Here is a 19,649-nt window from a genome sequence, read left to right on the forward strand (position 1 = left end):
GGCATCGAGGTCGTGGCCATGGGGTTCAGCATGCCACGGCAGATTGACAACGGTCTATGTCTGCGCGCATGCTCCGTCCGCCGGGCATAGACGAGTGTCGATGTGTGCGAGGTGGTCGAGATGGCGCGAGTGCAGTTGGCGTTGAACGTGTCCGATGTGGACGCGGCGGTGGAGTTCTACTCGAAGCTGTTCGGGGTGGCGCCGGCGAAGCGTCGGCCGGGGTATGCGAACTTCGCGGTCGACGTGCCGCCGTTGAAGCTGGTGCTGATCGAGAACCCGGACGCCCGCGGCAGCGGAGTCGCGGGAGCGCTGAACCATCTCGGCGTCGAGGTCGAATCCACCGAGGAGGTCACCGCCGCGACGACCCGGCTGGCCGGCGCCGGGCTGGAGACCGCGGTCGAGGAGAACACCGCCTGCTGCTACGCGGTACAGGACAAGGTCTGGGTCGACGACCCGGACGGTGCGCCGTGGGAGGTCTACACGGTGCTCTCCGACGTCGTCGACGGGTCGATGCCGACGCTGCGGATGGTGGCACCGGGCGGCGGGTCAGGATCGGGGCCGGGGTCGGCCTGTGCCTGCGGACCGGGGGTGGACTGCGGCCCGGCCGACGACACCACCGACGACACCGTCGATGTCGCCGTCGATGTCGCCGTCGAACCGGCGCCCGCCGGCGCCCGCTGAACCCCGTGGCGGACATCGAGCCGGGTGGCCGGTCGTCGCTGGGGCGGCGGCTGGCCGCCGAGGCGGTGGGCAGCATGCTGCTCGCCGCCCTGGTCATCGGGTCGGGGATCGCCGCGGTCCAGCTCAGCCCCGACCAGGTCGGATTGCAGCTGGTGGAGAACGCCGCGGCGACCGCCGCCGGCCTGTTCGCGATCATCCTGATGGTCGGTCCGGTGAGCGGCGCGCATTTCAACCCGGTCGTCAGCCTCGTCGACGCCGCGTTCGGCGGGCTGTCGTGGCGCGACGCCGCCGCCTACCTACCCGCCCAGGTCGCCGGCTGTATCGCCGGGGCCGTACTAGCGAACCTGATGTTCGACCGGTCCGCGGTCTCGATCGCATCGCACCACCGGGCCTCGGGGGCGCATCTGCTCGCCGAGGTCGTCGCGACCGCCGGCCTGATCCTGCTGATCTTCGCGTTGGCCCGGTCCGACCGGGCCGAACGGGCCCCGGCCGCGGTCGGCGCCTACATCGGGGCGGCGTACTGGTTCACCAGCTCGACGAGCTTCGCGAACCCCGCCATCACCGTCGGGCGGATGTTCTCCGACAGCTTCGCCGGCATCGCCCCCGCCTCCGCCCCCGCGTTCATCGCCGCCCAGGCCGCCGGCGGCGTGGTCGGCTACGGGCTGGTCCGGCTGTTCTACCCGCCCACGGCCGCGCCGGGGCGCCTCGTGAGCGACCCGCGTCGGCCGGCCGACGCGGCCACACCCATCCCGCGAAAGGATCACGCTTCGATGACCGCGAGACCGTCGGTGCTGTTCGTCTGCGTCCACAACGCCGGCCGCTCCCAGATGGCCGCCGGCTGGCTCACCCACCTCGCCGGCGACCGCGTCGAGGTCCGCTCCGCCGGCTCCGCGCCCGCCGAGCAGATCAACCCCACCGCCGTCGCGGCCATGGCCGAGGTCGGCATCGATCTCACCGACCAGGCCCCGAAGATCCTCACCGTCGACGCGGTCGAAGCCTCCGACGTCGTCATCACCATGGGCTGCGGCGACGCCTGCCCGATCTTCCCCGGCAAGCGCTACGAGGACTGGAAACTCGACGACCCCGCCGGCCAGGGCATCGACGCCGTCCGCCCCATCCGCGACGACATCCGCGCCCGCATCGAACAACTCCTCGCCGAGCTGCTCGCCGCCACCCACCAGACCGAGGCCGAGCGGTGAGCAGTGAGCGATGAGCGGGCCGCGGCGCTGTACCCGGATGGCAGCCGCGGCCCGCGGGCCGATTAGCCACCGGCCCCCTCCATTTCTAACAGGTCTGTCACCGAATTCCGAGCCGCGCCGGCTCACCTCACATTCCCGCCGACGCGGTCACCCTGGGAAGCCGACCCCGCCGGGGCGCCCACCGCGCCAGCGCGATCCCGTTACTGCCCTGACGCCTCGGCGGGCAAGCTCGCCGGGCGCCGCCGCCTCCCGGGGCTGGCGGGGCGAGCCGGCGACCCTCGACTCCATCCGCGAAGCGGCAACAAATCTGACACAACGACTATGCAGCGTCCGGCGCGCACCCCTGGGAGGGGGATAACGAGCACGAGCCCGTGCCGACGGGCACTCTCGCCGGCACGGGCTCGTCGCGGCCGCTACCCGAGGTAGCCGGGCTGCGCGAGGCGGCCGCTACTCGGCAGCAGCCGCTACTCGACAGCAGCCGCTACTCGACGCAGATGGCGCTTGTGCCGTGGGGAGCGGTGAGCTTGCCGTTCTTGATCACGCCGTACCAGCCGCACGGGGTGGAGACCGCCGGCTTGTCCTTGGTGTAGGTGGTCGGCGGGATCAGGCCACCGAGGGTGTTCTTCGCCGGCAGGGCGTAGAGCCCGGTGTAGAGGTCGGCGGAGGTCGGGCTGGGCCCGATCTTCGCGGCCGCCTTGCCGAACGTGACGCCCGCGGCCCACCCGGCGCTGGCGCTGGCGTTCAGCGGGGTGCTCGACTTGTAGGTCTTCATCGCCTGCAGGAAGTCGGCCGACTCCGGCGCGCCGCCGAACCAGTTGAACGAGTCGTTCGCGATGTAGGCGCCGTTGTAGTTGGCGTTGTCGAGCAGCTTGTCGAGGAAGCTCTGCCCAGGGGAGATCAGCTGCGGGCGGTAGTTCTGCTTCGCGCAGTCCGCGACGAAGCGCTCACTGACCTCACCCGAGCTGTTGAGGATGATCGAGTCCACCCCGGCCGAGCGCATGTTGAGGCACTGGGAGGTGTAGTTGGGCGACGACGACGAGATCGCCAGGCCGGAGGCGAACTGCAGCCCGAGCTTCGTGGCGATGCCGCCGGCGAGCGTGAGTCCCTGCGCGCAGGCGGGGACCTCGGCGCAGACGACCATGCCGAGCTTCTTCTTACCGGCGATCTTGGCGGCGTTCACCTCGGACACGACGTAGTTGACGGCGGTGTCCGAGGTCGGGAAGAAGTTCGGGTCGGTCAGCCACAGCGCCGCGGTGGCGGATCCGCCGATCACCGGGATCTTCTTCTCGTCGATGTACTTCTGCCAGGCCGACTCCAGCCCGGACTCGTGCGTGCCGACGAGCGCGATCACGTGATCGTTCTCGACCATGCCCTTGACGGCGGCCAGGGACTTGGCCGGGTCGTTGGCGTCGTCGCGGACGACGACCTTGACCGGGTGCCCGTTGATGCCGCCCCGGTCGTTGGTCCACTGCGCCCACGCCTGCACGGCGTCCGCCGTCGCCTTGGAGATCACGCCGGCGAAGCCGCTGAACTGGCCCACCGTGCCGATGACCAGCGGGCTGCCGGTCGGTGCCGGCGACTTCGGTGCCGCCGGGGCCGCCGAGGCGCCGCCCCCGGACCCGCCCGAGCTGCCACCGGAGCTGCCGCACGCGGCGACCGCGAGGACCAGGGCCACGAGACACACGGCCGGTCGTAATATCTGGCGCTTCACACAGGTGCCCTTCTTCTTCAACGGGTTGTCGTATCCAGCGCCTCCCCCCACGCCGTCGGCATGAGGGAAGAAACAGGGATGCCGCGGACGCAACCGTGACGGTCCGCGGCGTCGCCAGTCGGTCGCGACGCGGTCAGCCGCCGGTGGCGTCGGCGGTGCGGTGGGCGCCGGTGGCGTCGGCGGTGCGGTGGGCGCCGGAGGCGTCGGCGGTGCGGTGGGCGCCGGCCGTGCGCTCGGCGGCGGTGGCCGTCCGGTCAGTCGCGGCGGCGGCGGTGGCGGTGCGGTCGGCGGCGGAGAGGGCGAGGGTGATCGCGCGTTCGGGGCACGATCCGGCGGCTCGCCGCGCGTCCTCGACGCGGTCGGCGGCGATCGGGCCCTCGGCCGTCACCTGGCCATAGCCCTCGTCGTCGTCGTGGAAGACGTCGGGGGCGAGCATGTAGCACAACCCGTGCCCGACGCACAGGTCGCGGTCGATCGCGGCCCTCACCGCGACGCACCCGGGGTGAGGACGAGCGGCAGCGCCTCCAGGCCGACGGTGCCGCGGGGGAACTTCACCGTCGGCGCGAACCCGGGCGCGATGTCGTAGTGCGGGATGAGGCGGTGCCACTCCTCGTAGACCAGGCGCATCTCGAGGCGGGCGAGGTGGGAGCCGAGGCAGCGGTGCACGCCGACGCCGAAGCTGGCGTGCGGGTTGTCGCCGCGGTGGAAGTCGACCCCGTACGGATCGGGGTAGCGCGCCTCGTCGCGGTTGCACGCGGCGATGTAGGCGGTGACCCGGGTGCCGGCGGGCAGCGTGCGCCCGCCGAGCTCGGTCGCCGCGGTGGTGATCCGCGGTACGAACGGCGCCGGCGGGTCGAGGCGGAGCAGCTCCTCCACGGCGGCGGGGACGAGGGTGGGGTCGTCGACGATCTCCTGGCGGCGGTCGGGGTTGCGGGCGAGGCGTTCCATCCCGAAGCCCAGGGCGTCGGTCACCGTGTCCAGGCCGGCGAGGACGAACAGGAAGCACAGGCCGATCACCTCGGCGTCGGTGAGCGCGTCGTCGCCGTCGAGGCAGAGCAGCTCGCTGAGCACGTCCGGGCCGGGAACGCCGCGGCGGGCGGCCACCAGCTCGGACAGGTAGGTGAACAGCTCGCCGGCGTGGCGCAGGTCGGCCTCGTCGGTGCTGATCGCCCCGGACGGGTCGCTCAACGCGAGGATCGCGTCCTTCCAGGCGACGAACTGGTCGCGCATCTCCATCGGGAGACCGAAGAAGGTCAGGAAGGCCTGCACCGGGAAGACCGACGCGACGTCGGCCACGAAGTCGCATTCCCGCCGCGCCGGCAGCGGCGCGATGAGCTCGGCGAGCTGGCGGCGTAACTCCGGTTCCAACGGCCTGATGCTGCGCGGGCTGAAGAAGGGCTGCAGGATGTGCCGGTAGCGGGCGTGCTCCGGCGGGTCGAACGCGATCGGCACCAGCGGGAGCGGGCTGCCGAGGCTGTCGAAGGCCTTCCTGGAGGAGAACACCGCCGGATTGCGGAACGCGGCCTCGACGAGGGCGTGATCGGTGAGCGCGACGTCGGGTTCGAGCTGGACGATTCCCCCGCGCTCGCGGATGAGCCGCCAGGCGGCGTCCCGGTCATCGCGAACGGGCAGGTCCTCGAAGGTGAAGGGCTGGGCTTCTCCGGCCGACGACATCTGGCCTCCCTGGGTCCGTTGATCCATTGGTCCGCTGGTCCGCTCGTCCGCCGGGCCGGTCAGAACGCCGAGCGCAGCGCTCCGCCGTCGACCGGGATGAGCTGCCCGGTGACGTATCCGGCCCAGGCCGAGCAGAGGAAGGCCACGACGGCGGCGATCTCCTCCGGGCGGCCCGGGCGGCCGACGGGGATGCCGGTGCTGAACTGGGTCATCATGTCGGCGGGCGCGAGGCCGCGCTGCACCCCGACGCCACCGACGTAGTCCCACATGCGGTCGGTGGCGATGAAGCCGGTACCGATGGTGTTGACGGTGACGCCGTCGCGGCCGAACTCGTTGGCCAGCGAGCGGTTGAGCGTCACCACCGACGCCCGCACGGTGTTGGCGAGGATGTGCTTGAGCTCGGGCGGCGGCTCCTTGGCCGCACCCGACCCGATGTTGACCAGCCGCCCCCAGCCGCGTTCCCGCATCGCGGGCGCGACCAGGCGGGTGAGGTGGATGACGCTGAGGGTCATCTCCCGGAAGGCGCGGGCGAAGTCGTCCCCGGTGAGGTCGAAGAAGTCGCCGGGGCCGGGGCCGTGGACGTTGCTGACCGCGATGTCCGGCGGCCCGAAGCGCTCCCGGGCCTCCGCCACGACCCGCTCGATCTCCTCGGCGACCGTCATGTCCGCCGCCACGCCGTGCGCGACGCCGCCGTTCTTGCGGATCGTCTCCACGACCTCGCCGACCGCCTCGGCGCCGCGGGCGGCCACGACGACCCGCACCCCCTCGGCCGCCAGCAGTTCGGCGACCGCGCGCCCGATGCCGCGGCTACCGCCGGACACCACCGCGACACGGTCCGCGATCCCGAGATCCACATCGACCTCCCCGGACGTCTACACGCTGCCAGATTCGTGAAGCATGCCACATCTCGCCGGGTGAGGAAACTTATACAGAGAAGCGCCTTTGAGTGCCCTGTTCGGGTGACGTGTTCGTCAGATGACCCCCACTATCCGGCCAGGTGCACAGCAACGCGGCGCCGGCCCGCGCGCAGGCCGGCGCCGCGCGCCGGTCAGGTGCCGGCCCTGGCGCGGGCGAGCAGCTCGCGGCGGACCGCCGCCTTGGAGATCTTGAGCATCGAGCCCTGGGTGGGCAGCTCGTCGGTGAGCTCGAGCTGCTCGGGCAGCTTGTAGCGGCCCAGCCCCGCGGCGAGCAGGTGGCGTTGCATCTCGGCGAAGTCCAGGTCGGGCTGGCCGGGCACCCGCTCCACCACCGCGCAGACCCGCTCGCCACGTTCGTCGTCGGGCAGGCCGACCACGGCGACCCGGGCGACCAGCGGGTGCGTGCCCAGCAGGTCCTCGACCTCCCGCGCGGAGATGTTCTCGCCCTTGCGGATGATGATGTCCTTGATCCGGCCGGTGAGCTTGATCCGGCCGTCCGGGCGGACCATCCCCAGGTCGCCGGTGCGTAACCAGCCGTCGACGAACGCCTCCGCGGTCTGCGCCGGATCCCGGTAGCCGGCGCACACCTGGGGGCCGCGGATCTGCAGCTCGCCCTCCTCCCCCGGGTCGGCGACGGTGCCGTCGAGGCGGGCGGCCCGGATCTCGATGCCGCGCACGGGCGCCCCGTCGGTCCCCCGGCGCAGCTCGACGTCGTCGTCGGGGTAGCCGACGGCGATCATCGGGACCTCGGTCATCCCGTAGGCGGGGATGTAGGTCACCCCGAGCTCGGCGGTGATCTGGTCGAACATCGCCGGTGGGGTGGGGCCGGCACCGCCGCCGAGCTGGCGCAGGTCCGGCAGCAGCCGGCCGGCCCCGCGCCGACGCTGCTCGCGCAGCAGCAGCTCCCCGAATGCGACGCTGCCGCCGCACAGGTTCACCCGGTGCGTGCGGAACAGCTCCGCCAGCGAGGACGGGTCGAAACGCTCCACCGACAGGGTGCGGATCCCGACGGAGAACATGAAGCAGAACAGGTTCGGCCCGCCGATGTGCGCGATGGCGAACTGCATCGCGAACACCGTGTCGGCGTCGAGCCGCATCCGCTCGGCGTAGCCCCGCCCGCCCCACATCAGCGACTCGTCCGAGTGCAGCACGCCCTTGGGCTCGGACGTCGTGCCGCTGGTGTAGAAGGTCCAGCGGGCCTCGCGCGGATCGGTCGGCGGCGGCGGCAGGATCGCCGGGTCGCCGTCGGGCAGATCGTCGACACCGACGACCACGATCCGCGGCCGGGGGGCGTCCGACCAGTCGAGCCCGGAGACCATCTCGACGTAGTCGAACCCGTTCCAGGTGCCGGGCAGCACGACGTACTCGGCGCCGGTCTGGCGCAGCGCGAAGCCGACCTCCCGGCCCCGCACCGCCGGGATCACCGGGTTCTGGTGGGCGCCGAGGCGGGCGAGCGCCAGGCACACCAGCAGGGTCTCGATCCTGGTCGGCAACTGCCAGGTCACCCGGGATCCCGGGCCGATCCCGAGCTGGTGCAGGCCCGCGGCCACGCGCTCGGCCCGGTCGCGGAACTCGCCGAAGGTGATCCGGCGATCCCGCTCGTCGACGATCATCAACCGGTCCGGGGTGAGCCGGGCCCGGCGGTCGCACAGCTCCCAGAAGGTGAGGTCGTCGATGGGGATCACGGCCGATGCGGACGTCGTCACGGCGGCCACTCCTCTCTCCGGTCAGTGCCGGGGTCCGCGCGGTCAGCCGCCGTGGTTCGGGTCGACGCCCAGGTAGTGCTCGAAGACCTCCTCGGCGACGTCCTCGGGGCGCCCGTCGAACACGATCCGCCCCTTGGTCAGCACGCAGACCCGGTCGGCCGCGGCCAGGGCGCGGTGGACGTACTGCTCGACGAGCAGCAGCGACGTCCCGGCCTCGGTGATCCGGCCGAGGAACTCGTAGATCTGGTCGACGATCACCGGGGCGAGCCCCATCGACACCTCGTCGACCAGCACCACGGCGGGGTCGTCGAGGTAGGCGCGCATCACCGCGAGCATCTGCTGCTGGCCGCCGGAGAGCTCGCCGGCCGGCTGGGACAGCTTGCTGCCGAGGATCGGGAAGTTCGCCACCGCGCGCTCGACCGCGTCGTCGACGTTGCGTTTCCAGGTGTGCAGGACGAGGTTCTCCCGCACGGTCAGCGACGGGTAGACGCCCCGTCCCTCCGGGATGTGGCACAGCCCGCCCCGGGCCCGCTGGTAGGGCCGGGCCCGGGTGACGTCACGACCGTCGAGGATCACCTCGCCGCGGGTCGGGCGCAGCAGGCCCGAGGCCACCCGCAGCAGCGTCGTCTTGCCCGCGCCGTTCGGCCCGAGCAGCGCGACCACGCTGCCGCGCGGCACGGTCAGCGAGACGTCGTGCAGCACGGCCGACGAGCCGTAGCCGGCGTCCAGCCCGCGGACCTCCAGCACCGGGGTCGCCGGCGCGGCGGCGGCGCCCTCGCCCCCCGGCCGGGTCTCGGTGACCGTCATGAGCTGACCTCCTGAGACACGGTCTGACGCGACGACGCCGCCGGATCGGCTGGCGCGACCTGGCCGGCCGTGGCGGCCTGGTCAGTCGTGGCGGCCTGGTCAGTCGTGGCGGCCTGGTCGGTCGCGTCGCCGGTGGCCGCCTCGGAGCCGAGGTAGGCGGCGCGCACCGCGTCGCTCGCGGCGACCTCGGCGGGTGTCCCCTCGAAGATCGGGACGCCGAAGTCGAGGACGTAGATGTAGTGGCAGACCTCCATGACCAGTGCCATGTCGTGCTCGATGAGCAGAACGCCGACGTCGCCCTGGCGGATCACCTCGGCGAGCACCTCGCCGAAGCGGGCGGTCTCCAGCCGGTTCAGGCCGGACGACGGCTCGTCGAGCAGGAGCATGTCGAACGGGCCGGCCAGGCAGCGGGCGAGCTCGACCAGCCGGCGCTCACCGGTCGACAGGATGCCGACGGGCCGGTCCAGCAGGTCGGTGATCCCGCAGGTGGCCGCGGCACGCTCGACCGCCTCGGCGACCACCCGGCGCTGCGAGCGGGTCCCGGCGAGGTGCCGCCAGGGCCGGACCCCGGCCATGGACGCCTCCCGGCCGAGCACGATGTTCTCCCGCACCGACATCGAGTCGAACAGTTCCATCCGTTGGAACGTCCGGCCCAGCCCGCCGCGGGCCCGCGCCGACGGTGGCAGCCGCGACACGTCCGAGCCGTGCAGCCGTACCCGCCCGCTGCTGGGGCGGACCAGGCCGGAGCAGGCGTTGAACGTCGTCGTCTTGCCGGCGCCGTTGGGCCCGATCAGCCCGGTGACCCGGCCCTGGGGGGCGATCAGCGAGAAGCTGTCGACGGCGAGGTTGCCACCGAAGCGGACGCTGACCTTCTCCACCTGGATGCCGCTGTCCGGCGCGGCGGCGACCGCCGGGGGCCGCTCGATGGAGATCGCCGCCACCTCGGCCGCCGCGGCCGCGCCGAGGGGCAGCGCGTCGACAGGCAGCCCGTCGACAGGCAGCGCGGTGGGCAGTTCGTCCGTGCCGGCCGTCGGCGTGGCGCCCGGCTCGCCGGCCGGTGCGCTCGCGGCCGCCGTGGCCGTCGCGGCCTCGGCTGGCCGGCCGCCGAGGCGGTCGGCCAGCCGGCGCAGCGCGACGTTGCGCGGCGGCCCCCCGCTCAGCGACACCGCGATGGCGGACACGCCGAACAGGAAGTTCAGCCAGTTGGTGGTGTTCTCGTTGGTGATGTAGGCGCTGGGCAGGACCATGCCCGCCGCGGCGAGGAAGGCGTACCACGGCTCCCCGCCCAGGCTGATCACCAGCACGGCGAGGAGCACCAGCGAGGAGAACGAGGAGAACGACGACCCGGTCACGGCCGAGACCGAACCGCCGTAGAGGCCGCCGTAGATCGCGGCGACGAAGGCGGACAGGCAGAACACGAGCACCCGGGTGGTGTTCACGCTCGCGCCGTGGGTGGCCAGCGCCGTCGGCGAGTCGCTCAGGCCCCGCAGCAGGCGCCCGAGCCGGCTGCGGTGCACGCCGACCACCAGGGCCGCGACCACCGCGACGAAGATCAGGACGAGGTAGTAGTACCCGCGGTCGCTCTCGAAGGCCGACAGGCCGGGGCGGGGCACCCGGACGCCCGAGGTGCTGGACCCGAAGAGGATCTTCAGCGGGTAGCCCATCTGCTCCAGCGCGATGCCGAAACCGAAGGTGGCCAGGGCCAGGAACACCCCGGACAGCCGGATCGCCGGGATCGCGATGACCGCGCCGACCGGGATGGCGACGAGGCCCGCGAGCAGCAGCGCGACCAGCCAGGGCAGGCCGAGGCCGGTGGTGAAGTGCCCCATGGACGCGGCGCCGATCGCGGCGAACGCGGCGTGGGCCAGCGACACCTGGCCCGACGTGCGCACCAGCAGGCCGAGGGAGAGGAAGAGGATGACCTTCAGCAGCGCGTCGGTGTAGGTCGGGACGCGCGCCCCGCCGACGAGGAACGGCACGGCGACGGCGAGCGCCGCGAGCACGACGGCGCCGCTGACCTGGATGCGGGCGGGGGCCCGCCAGGTGTCGGTGACCAGCAGGCGGGCCGACAGCCGCCGGTCGACCAGGCGCCGGCGCGGCGTGAGGAGCAGGACGGCGAACAGCACGAGGAACGGGGTGCTCGGCGGCAGTCCGGTCAGCAGCGCGTTCGGGTGGGTGACCGCGCCGTACTTGGTCAGCACGGAGGCGAGCACGCCGACGACGAGGCCGCCGGCGTAGGTCAGCGGCAGGCTGGAGAAGTAGCCGAGCGCGGCGGCGCCGAACGCCTGCACGACGAGCAGCGTCAGCAGCAGGGCGTCCAGGCTCAGGCTGGGGGCGAGCAGGACGCCGGCGAGGCAGGCGAACGTGCTGCCGATCACCCAGGACCAGCGGCGAACCGCCACCGGGTTGGTGCCGGAGGAGTCGAGCAGCTCCGGGTCGTCGACGACGCCGCGCATCGCCAGGCCCAGGCGGGCGAAGCGGAAGAACGAGTACAGCCCCGCGGTCGCGACCAGCGCGATGGCCGTGATGATGATCTGGTCCCAGGTGACGACCGTCCCGGACAGCGTGAACGCCTCACCGGTCGGCAGGAACGTCGGGAAGGTCTGGCTCTGGGCGCCGTAGCGGGCGGTGAAGAAGCCCTGGACGGCCAGGATGATGCCGATGGTTGCAACGATCTTGTAGACGACCCGGACTTCGGCGAGGCGGCGTGCCATCAACTCGAGCAGAAGTCCGAGGGCGGGTCCTACGACGCCGACGCTCAGCAGTGCGGCGAATCCCCAGGGGAGGTCGTGTTGGACCCGTAAGAAGTAGAAGGTGTAGGCGGCGGTCGTGGCGACCGCCCCGTGCGCAAGGTTGAAGATCCCGGACGTCTTGTAGGTGAGCACCAGGCCCGTGGCCGCCAGTCCGTAGACGGAGCCGGAGACCAGGCCGATGATCACAAAGGGTAAGAGGTCGTTCATGCGATCGGCCACTCCGCCGACCGGGAACGCACACCTCGGAAGATCATTCCGACACTCCCGTCAGATTCTGCCTCAGACCGAACCCACCGCAGGGGCCGGACGACCCGCCCGGCCGGATGCCCGCCCGGACGGCCAGGCCGCCCACTCGATCGTGTGGCCGGAATCATACCGTCAGATTGTCTGCCGACCAGAGGCTTGACGGGTTCTTCTATGGCGAGGGGTGTCCGACCTGCTCGCAGGGGCCTCGAGGCCCCCGGCGAGGGCGGCGCGACGGCGACGCGTCGGGCCCGGTGGGGCAGGTGACGAAAGAGTTAGAACAGCCGGCCGTTGGGCGTCGCCGCCCGGCCGCGCAGGCCCCCGACGGCCCGGGATGCCGAGCCGCCGGGGGTGATGCCGAGCCGCCGGGGGTAGGGACAGCGGGCCGCCCGGGGCGGGATACCGGGCCACCCGGGGGGTGGAGCGAAACGCGCGGGACGGAACCGCGTCGAGCCGAACGCGCGGGCGGAACGCGCGGGCGGATCAGTACACCGGACGCCGACCAGCCCGGGGGGCGCAGCCGCGTCCGGCGGCGATCAGCGCGCGGCGGCGCGGATGGTCTCGCGCAGGGAGCCCAGCGTCGCCGCGAGGGCCGTCGGCTCGTGGCCGCAGTGCGCCATGCAGTTCGCGCAGCGCGGGTCCTTGCCGCGGCCGTAGCTGTCCCAGTCGGTGGTGTCGAGCAGCTCCTGGTAGGACTCGGCGTAGCCGTCGCCCATCAGGTAGCAGGGCTTCTGCCAACCGTACAGGGAGTAGGACGGAATTCCCCACGCCGTGCACGGAAAGTCGAGCTTGCCCTCGAGGAAGTCCAGGTAGAGCGGCGAGTGGTTGAGACGCCAGCCCTTCCGGCGGCCTTCCGCGAACGCCTTCCGGAAAAGCTCCCGGGTCTCCTGGACACCCAGGAAGTTCTCCTGGTCGGGGGCCTTCTCGTAGGCGTACGCCGGGGAGAGCATCATCCCGTCGACGTTCAGGTCGTTGTTGAGGAAGTTCAGGACGTCGATGACGTTCTGCGGGGTGTCGGTGTTGAAGAAGGTCGTGTTGGTGGTCACCCGGAAACCCCGCCGCTGGGCTTCCTTGATGTTGTCCACGGCCTGGGCGAACACACCCTTCTTCGCCACGATCTCGTCGTGGCGTTCCTCCAGACCGTCGATGTGCACCGCGAAGGACAGGTACGGCGACGGGGTGAGCTTGTCGATCTTCTTCGGGATGAGCAGCGCGTTCGTGCACAGGTACACGAACTTCTTGCGCTTGACCAGGCCCTCGACGATCTTCTCGACCTGCGGGTGCATCAGCGGTTCGCCGCCCGCCAGGCACACCACGGGGGCGCCGCACTCGTCGACCGCGGCCAGCGCCTGCTCGACCGGCATGCGCTGTTTGAGCACGTCCGCCGGATGCTGGATCTTGCCGCAGCCCTCGCAGGCCAGGTTGCAGGCGAACAGCGGTTCCAGTTCAAGGGTGATGGGAAACTTCTCGCGTCGCAGAATCTTCTGCTTCGCGAGATAGGCTCCGACCCTGATCGCCTGGCGTGCTGGAATGGCCATTGTCACCCTCCTGGTGGTTGATCTAGATCTCGCCGGGTGGGTGGAGCAGTGCCCTACCGGATCCAGTCTAGGTCCACGATCCATCCGGTTCGCGGTCGAGTACTGGTGAGAGTTATGTAACCGGCGAGGTACCACCCAACCCAGCCCGCCCACGCCCGAACGGGTAAATCGGCGAATAGCCCGGTCAGGAGGTTCACCGGGCCGCCGGGTGCTCGTTCGGCTCCGCGTTCGACGCCTGGTCGAATGTGCTTGTCGGCGTTCGATACGCTGGGTGCATGACGGCGGACCGGCGCATTGTGCTCGCTTCCGGGTCACCGCGGCGGCGCGAACTGCTGGCCCGGCTCGGCATGCCCTTCGAGGTGGTCGTCAGCGGCGTCGACGAGTCGACGGCGACCGCGAGGGCCCCCGAGCTGACCGTCGAGCTCGCCGAGCGCAAGGCCCGCGCCGTCGCCGCGCTGCGCCCCGAGGACCTCATCCTCGGCAGCGACACCGTCGTCGAGGTCGACGGGCGGATCCTCGGCAAGCCCGCCTCCCCCGCCGAGGCCCTCGCCATGCTGCGCGGCTTGCGCGGGCGGACCCACCGGGTCGTCACCGGCGTCGTCGTCCTCGACGCGGCGACCGGCACCATCCGCGCCCGCGCCGCCGTCACTGCGGTGACGATGCGTGACGTCCCCGACGCCGAGCTCGCCGCCTACGTCGCCACCGGCGAGTCGATGGACGCCGCCGGCGCCTACGCCATCCAGGGCGGCGCCGCAGCGTTCGTCACCGCCGTCGACGGCGACCTCGACACCGTCATCGGCCTGCCCACGTCGCTCGTCCGGGACCTGCTCACCGCCTTCGGCGTCAGCCTCCCCACCACCCCGACCGACACCGGCCCTCTGAATCCCACCGGTCCCTGAGCTACACCGGTCCCTGAGCTACACCGACGCTTCTACGCCTTCGACGTTCTGGGGAACCGGCTGGAGTTTCTGACTCCAATCCAGAGCTGACCATGTGGGTCAGCGGCGTCGGCCCTCCTGGATCGAGAAGTCCTCACCCTGCCAGACGCCGGCCGGGGGCGGGCGGGACCGGGTGACCGACCGCGCCGACCGCGGCGGTCTCATCGAGCACCACGCCGGCTCGCTGGGGAGCCTGCGACCGCTCGACCGAGGACCCGGCGGAGCCGGGCGCGCTCATACTCGCGCCGCCGGCCGCACCCGCCGGCCGGTCGTGCTCGGGATGGACGCCGCGCCGGACGGCGGCCAGGACGACCACGGCACCGAGCAGCGCCGCCACCGCCGCCCACAGCGAGATCCGGTCGATGCCGGCGGCGTAGCCCGCCCGGACCGACGGCGCCGAGCGCAGCCGCGCCGAGAAGACGGCTCCGAACAGCGCGATGCCCAGGGTCATGCCGAGCTGGCGGAAGGTGTTGACGGCGCCGCCGGCCATGCCGGCCTGCCGCGGGGGCACCGACTCGACCGCGGCGGAGACCAGCACCGGCGTGGTCAGGCCGACGCCGACGCCGACCACGGCGAGACCGGCGAACAGTGCGGACTGCCCGGAGCCGGCGTCGACGAACAGCCGGAGCAGCGCCGAGCCCGCGGCGACGCAGAGCAGCCCCACCCCGATCGGCAGGCGCGGCGCGAACCGGTGGGTGTGGCGGCCCGCGACGGCGGCGACCACGAACGCCGTGCCGGCCAGCGGCATCAGCGCCAACCCGCCGCGCACGGGACTGAGGCCAAGGACATTCTGCAGCCACAGCGACGCGTAGACCAGGCCGCCGAAGGCCGCCAACTGGAACAGCAACGCGCCGGTCAGCAGGCCGGCGAAGGACGGCCGGCGCAGCAGCGCCAGGTCCAGCATGGGGCGGGCGACCAGCCGTTCGGCGACGAGGAAACCGACTGCGGCGAGCCCGGCGACGACGAACGCGGCCACGGTCAGATGGTCGCCCCACCCTCGTTCGCCGCCCCTGATCAGGGCGTACGTCACTGCGGCCGCGGCCAGGGTGAAGGCGGTCGCGCCGGGCAGGTCGAGGCGGCCGGCGCCGCGGGACCCGGCCGGCAGCACTCGCAGGGCCAGGATGATCGCGACGCCCGCGATCGGCAGGTTCACCAGGAAGATCGCCTGCCAGCCGAAGCCCTCGGTGAGCAGCCCGCCGGCGATCGGGCCGGCCGCGGCGGCGGCGCCGTTGACCGCGCCCCACACGCCGAAGGCCACGCCGCGGTCCCGGCCGTGGTAGTTCACGGAGACGAGCGCGGCCGACGTCGCGAACATCGCGGCGCCGCCGGCGCCCTGCACGGCGCGGGCAGCGATGAGCACGGCGGCGTTCGGTGCGAGCGCGCAGGTCAGGGACGCCGCCGCGAAGACGGCGAGCCCGAGCAGATACAGCCTGCGGTGGCCGAACAGGTCGGCCAGCGAGCCGACGGCCAGCAGCAGGGCGGCCAGCGCGAGGGCGTAGATGTCGATCACCCACTGCAGGGAGGTGAAGGAGGCATGCAGGTCGTCCGTCATCCGGGGCAGGGCGACGTTCACGATGGTGACGTCGACCAGCAGGATGAAGGCGCCCAGGCAGATCGCCGCGAGGGGCAGCCATTTGCGCATGTCGGGAGAGCTCCGTTCCGGGGGTGGGACCGGCGGGTGGTCGCCGTGACGTCGTCCGGCCGAAGGGCGTCGAGCACCGGGTGGCCGGGTGGCCGGGTGGCCCGTGGTTCCACCGTCCACCCGACCGGACCGTTGCCCCAGTCATTGACACCGGTGCGGTGGAATCCGACAGTGGCTAGCCTTCGTGAGTGGAATCCGACATCCCGTGGCCGTCGCTGGGCTCCCTGGACCGGCTCGACCGGCGGATCATGCACGCCCTTCAGGTCGACGGCCGGGCGCCGTTCGCGCGGATCGGCGAGGTGCTGGGCGTCTCCGACCAGACGGTGGCCCGCCGCTACGCCCGGCTGCGCGGCACCGAGACGCTGCGGGTGCTGGGCCTGGTCGACCCGTTGCGGATCGGGCTGACCGCGTGGCTCGTGCGGGTGCGCTGCACCCCGGACGCGGCGGCGTCCGTCGGAGAGGCGCTGGCCCGGCGCACCGACACCCGCTGGGTGAGTCTGATCTCTGGCGGCACGGAGATCTCCTGCATCGTGCAGGGCGCCGCCCCCGGCCAGGACGACACGCTGCTGTTGCAGCAGCTCCCGCGCACCCCCCGGGTAGTGCAGGTGACCGCGCACGCGCTGCTGCACGTCTTCTTCGGCCGCGAACTCAGCCCGCTGACCCGCACGGGGCCGCTCGGCCCGGCCGAGACCGCGGCGCTCACCCCGCCCGACGCGCCGGCACGCCGTCCGACCGAGCCGGCCGAGGACCCCGTCCGGCTCGGCCGCGACGATCAGCGGTTGCTCGACGCGCTCGCTGTGGACGGCAGGACCCCGGCAGCCGAGCTGGCCACGGCCACCGGCTGGTCGCAGACGACGGTCCGGCGTCGACTGTCGGAGCTGCGGTCGTCCGGCGCGCTCTACTACGACCTGGACTTCGACCACGGGAGGCTGGGGCACCTACGGGCGTCGCTGTGGCTGGAGGTCGAGCCCGCCCAGCTCGCCGAGGTCGGGGCCGCGCTCGCCGAGCACGAACAGGTCGCGTTCGCCGGGGCGGTCACCGGCACGGCGAACCTCTACGCGGCGGTCGTCTGCCGCGACGCCAGCGCCCTCTACCGCTACCTGACCGGTCCGATCGCCGCGATCTCCGGCATTCGCCGCCTGGAGACCGCCCCCATCCACCGCACCCTCAAGGGCACGGGCCTGCGCCACGACACCCGCCGCGCCGACTCGTCTCCCTGACCTCACACCCGCCCGCGCCGCCAACCAGCCGATCAGCCAGCCGACGAGCCAGCCGGTGAACACCGTTGACTTGTGGCTTACGTCACTCTACTGTCGAGCCCTGATCGGCTCAGCCGAGGTGGATGACCCAGGCGCGAAAGGACGTTCGATGACGCCCGTTGAACTCGATTCCTACGTGGTGACCGACAGCTTCTTCGGGGTGCCGTACATCGACGAGGACGAACAGCGCAGCGAGCCCGTCGAGCATCGTTATATCCACGGCGGTTTCGAGGGGACGAGCACCCGGTTCGCCCTGTGCTACCCGCCCGCCGAAAGGTGGCAGGGCCGCCTTTTCCAGCCGCTGGAAGGCGCCAACGCCGGCCACGAGAACGTCAACACCGGCCCGCTCGGCCAGGTCACCGGCGGGCTGGAGATGATTTTCCGGATGGGCGGCTACGCCGTCGAGTCCAACATGGGCCACATCGGCGACGTCATGGATCCGAAGGCCGGCCCCGATCCGACGATCTACGGCTATCGGGCCGCCGCCGAGTCCGCCCGTTTCGCCAAGTTCGCGGCCGCCCAGATCTACGGCGCGCCCACCGCGTACGCCTACGTGTACGGCGGCAGCGGTGGCGCGCGGCGCTCGCCGCTGTGCCTGGCCTACGCGCCCGACGTGTGGGACGCGGCCCTGCCCTACATGGGCGACGCCCAGGACGGCGACTACGGCGACCTGCGACTACTGCGCAACGGCACGCCCAACTTCAGCTCCATGTTCAACGTCCAGCGTGTCCTCGGCGACCGGATCCACGACGTCATCGACGCGATGTGGCCGGGCGGCAGCGGCGATCCGTTCGCCGGCCTGAACACCCATCAGCGCGAGGAACTCGCGAATGTCTACCGGATCGGCTATCCGCGCGGCGACGAGTCCTTCATCGCCCAGCCGATGGGCCAGATGTGGCTGTGGTCGTCGATGGCCACGCGGCTGCAGGCCGACTACCCGCAGTACTGGGAGAACTTCTGGACCAGGCCCGGCCACGTCGGGTTCGACCAGCCCGAGCTCGTGCGGGACGACCTGATCGAGCTGGACACGACGGTGAAGCGGGTCCTGTACGCGAAGGACCTGCTCGAGGACCCGACCCTGCAGACGCCGGAGCTGGGCCAGGTGCGCGCGCTGGCGTCGCTGTTCGCGGCCATGAACAACATGTGGCACATCCCGATGGCGGTGCAGCTCGACGAGGTTCCGGCCGGCTACATTCTCGGGGCGAGCGTCGAACTGACCAGCGGCGCGGCCGCCGGACGCATCCTCTACGTCCTCAACGGTCACCGGGATGTGCTGCTCGTCGACAGCGACGGCGAGGCCGCGAACCTGCGTTTCTCGGGAGTCGAGCCGGGCGACCGGATCCGGGTCGACAACCACGCCTTTCTCGCCTACTGCTACTACTACCGGCACCACCTTCTCCCGTGGGAGCCGGAGTACGACTTCCTGCGCGTCGACGGCCAGCCCATCTACCAGCAGTACGAACTACCGGAGATGTCGCCGTTCATGGGCGTCAGGCACACCGGCCGCATCGAAGGCAAGCTGCTGTGGGTGCATCACACGCACGATTCGTCGCTGTGGCCGCCGCAGGGCCTCGGATTCAAGGCGAACATCGAACGCGAGTACGGCGTCGAGCTGGCCCGCACGAAGTTCCGCCTGCGCTGGACCGAGAACGCCGAGCACGTGCCGCCGAACATGGCCGCCTCGGTGCCGGGCCGGGCGAACACCACCTACCTGGTGGACTACCAGCCGATCATCGAGCAGTCCCTGGCCGACCTGATCGACTGGGTGGAGAACGGCGTCGAACCGGTGGACACCGACTACGACTACCGGGACGGCGCGATCGTCCTGCCGGCGACGGCCAAGGAACGCCGCGGCATCCAGCCGGTCGTGTCGGTGACGGCGAACGGCGGCGCCCGCGCCGAGGTCGCGGTGGGCGAGGCGGTCACGCTGTCCGCCCACGCCGAGACGCCGCCCGGCGCCGGCACGATCATCGGCATCCGCTGGGACTTCGACGGCCAGGGCACCTTCCCGCGCGCGGAGGACCTCGACGGCTCGCAGCCCGAGGTGACCGTGACCACGACGCACACCTACGACGCGCCCGGCACCTACTTCGCCACCGCCCTCGTCGAATCCCACCGCGACGGCAATGTCGCCGCCACCTCGCGCCGCATCCCCAACCTGGCCTCCGCCCGCGTCATCGTCCGCTAGCACCCACACACTCAGGTCCGAGCCCCGACACCGACTCCGACTCCGACTCCGACTCCGAGGATCGTGATGTGCGTGGGAGCGGCGCCATCTGTCTCCTCCACAGGGATAAATCGGACGCGCAACCCTGTGGAAGAACCATGGAGGCGCTCTCCCACGCATCCGCCGCGGACGCCCGAGCCGTCGCCCGGCGTTCCGCGATCGTCGGAGCGGCTCGCGGCGGTCAGCCCGCAGACCGTGCCGCCGGAGGCACTGCGGTCACTGCGGTCACTGCGGTCACTGCGGTCACTGCGGTCACTGCGGTCACTGTTCCGGACAATTTCCGGGAATCCTCCTCGCCTGGCGGCGACGCGCCCCTAAGCTGTCGTTCCGGTAGAGATCGTCCGCTGGCCACCG

The 19,649-nt window shown here is 71.9% G+C and carries 14 protein-coding genes and 1 pseudogene; 6 read left to right on the forward strand and 9 right to left on the reverse strand.

Annotation, left to right across the window (positions count from 1 at the left end; all coding sequences use genetic code 11):
• Positions 1-120 precede the first annotated feature (120 nt).
• The 3 genes and pseudogenes from AC5R91_RS04255 to AC5R91_RS04265 all read left to right on the forward strand — a co-directional run bounded on the left by AC5R91_RS04255 (position 121) and on the right by AC5R91_RS04265 (position 1,880).
• Positions 121-681, forward strand: a complete 561-nt coding sequence (locus AC5R91_RS04255; protein WP_495395793.1) for an ArsI/CadI family heavy metal resistance metalloenzyme — start codon at positions 121-123, stop codon at positions 679-681.
• A 74-nt stretch (positions 682-755) separates the two neighbouring features.
• Positions 756-1,379 (forward strand): annotated as a pseudogene (locus tag AC5R91_RS04260) (aquaporin); the annotation flags it as partial.
• A 72-nt stretch (positions 1,380-1,451) separates the two neighbouring features.
• Positions 1,452-1,880: an arsenate reductase ArsC gene (locus tag AC5R91_RS04265; protein WP_495397891.1), complete on the forward strand. Its 429-nt coding sequence runs from the start codon at positions 1,452-1,454 to the stop codon at positions 1,878-1,880.
• A gap of 481 nt (positions 1,881-2,361) precedes the next feature.
• Here AC5R91_RS04265 and AC5R91_RS04270 read toward each other — a convergent pair whose 3' ends face one another.
• The 8 genes from AC5R91_RS04270 to hpnH form a co-directional block, all read right to left on the reverse strand.
• On the reverse strand, positions 2,362-3,564 hold the full coding sequence (locus tag AC5R91_RS04270; RefSeq protein WP_495395794.1) for an ABC transporter substrate-binding protein: 1,203 nt from the start codon (positions 3,562-3,564) through the stop codon (positions 2,362-2,364).
• Between the two features lie 160 nt (positions 3,565-3,724).
• On the reverse strand, positions 3,725-4,078 hold the full coding sequence (locus tag AC5R91_RS04275; RefSeq protein WP_495395795.1) for a ferredoxin: 354 nt from the start codon (positions 4,076-4,078) through the stop codon (positions 3,725-3,727).
• On the reverse strand, positions 4,075-5,265 hold the full coding sequence (locus AC5R91_RS04280) for a cytochrome P450 (protein WP_495395797.1): 1,191 nt from the start codon (positions 5,263-5,265) through the stop codon (positions 4,075-4,077). Before AC5R91_RS04280 ends, AC5R91_RS04275 begins: the two co-directional genes overlap by 4 nt.
• A gap of 59 nt (positions 5,266-5,324) precedes the next feature.
• Positions 5,325-6,119, reverse strand: a complete 795-nt coding sequence (locus AC5R91_RS04285) for an SDR family oxidoreductase (protein WP_495395798.1) — start codon at positions 6,117-6,119, stop codon at positions 5,325-5,327.
• 194 nt (positions 6,120-6,313) lie between these two features.
• Entirely contained in the window at positions 6,314-7,888 is a 1,575-nt protein-coding gene (locus AC5R91_RS04290; protein WP_495395799.1) for a class I adenylate-forming enzyme family protein, read from the reverse strand.
• Between the two features lie 42 nt (positions 7,889-7,930).
• On the reverse strand, positions 7,931-8,695 hold the full coding sequence (locus AC5R91_RS04295) for an ABC transporter ATP-binding protein (RefSeq protein ID WP_495395800.1): 765 nt from the start codon (positions 8,693-8,695) through the stop codon (positions 7,931-7,933).
• Entirely contained in the window at positions 8,692-11,655 is a 2,964-nt protein-coding gene (locus tag AC5R91_RS04300) for an ABC transporter permease subunit (protein WP_495395801.1), read from the reverse strand. Before AC5R91_RS04300 ends, AC5R91_RS04295 begins: the two co-directional genes overlap by 4 nt.
• Positions 11,656-12,227: 572 nt before the next feature.
• Positions 12,228-13,229, reverse strand: a complete 1,002-nt coding sequence (gene hpnH / locus AC5R91_RS04305) for an adenosyl-hopene transferase HpnH (RefSeq protein WP_220386454.1) — start codon at positions 13,227-13,229, stop codon at positions 12,228-12,230.
• A 275-nt stretch (positions 13,230-13,504) separates the two neighbouring features.
• Here hpnH and AC5R91_RS04310 point away from each other — a divergent pair, with 275 nt between their 5' ends.
• A complete protein-coding gene (locus AC5R91_RS04310; RefSeq protein ID WP_495395802.1) occupies positions 13,505-14,128 on the forward strand; it encodes a Maf family protein in 624 nt (207 codons plus the stop codon).
• Between the two features lie 133 nt (positions 14,129-14,261).
• On the opposite strand, the gene AC5R91_RS04315 is transcribed toward AC5R91_RS04310, so the two are convergent.
• Positions 14,262-15,809 carry an MFS transporter gene (locus AC5R91_RS04315; protein WP_495395803.1) on the reverse strand — a complete coding sequence of 516 codons (1,548 nt, stop codon included), beginning with the start codon at positions 15,807-15,809 and terminating at the stop codon, positions 14,262-14,264.
• A 188-nt stretch (positions 15,810-15,997) separates the two neighbouring features.
• On the opposite strand from AC5R91_RS04315, the gene AC5R91_RS04320 reads away from it, so the two are divergent.
• A complete protein-coding gene (locus tag AC5R91_RS04320) occupies positions 15,998-17,029 on the forward strand; it encodes an Lrp/AsnC family transcriptional regulator (RefSeq protein WP_495395804.1) in 1,032 nt (343 codons plus the stop codon).
• A 148-nt stretch (positions 17,030-17,177) separates the two neighbouring features.
• Complete coding sequence (locus AC5R91_RS04325) at positions 17,178-19,256, forward strand: PKD domain-containing protein (RefSeq protein ID WP_495395805.1); 2,079 nt, start codon at positions 17,178-17,180, stop codon at positions 19,254-19,256.
• Positions 19,257-19,649 lie beyond the last annotated feature (393 nt).

The organism is Frankia sp. BMG5.60 (assembly GCF_059428125.1).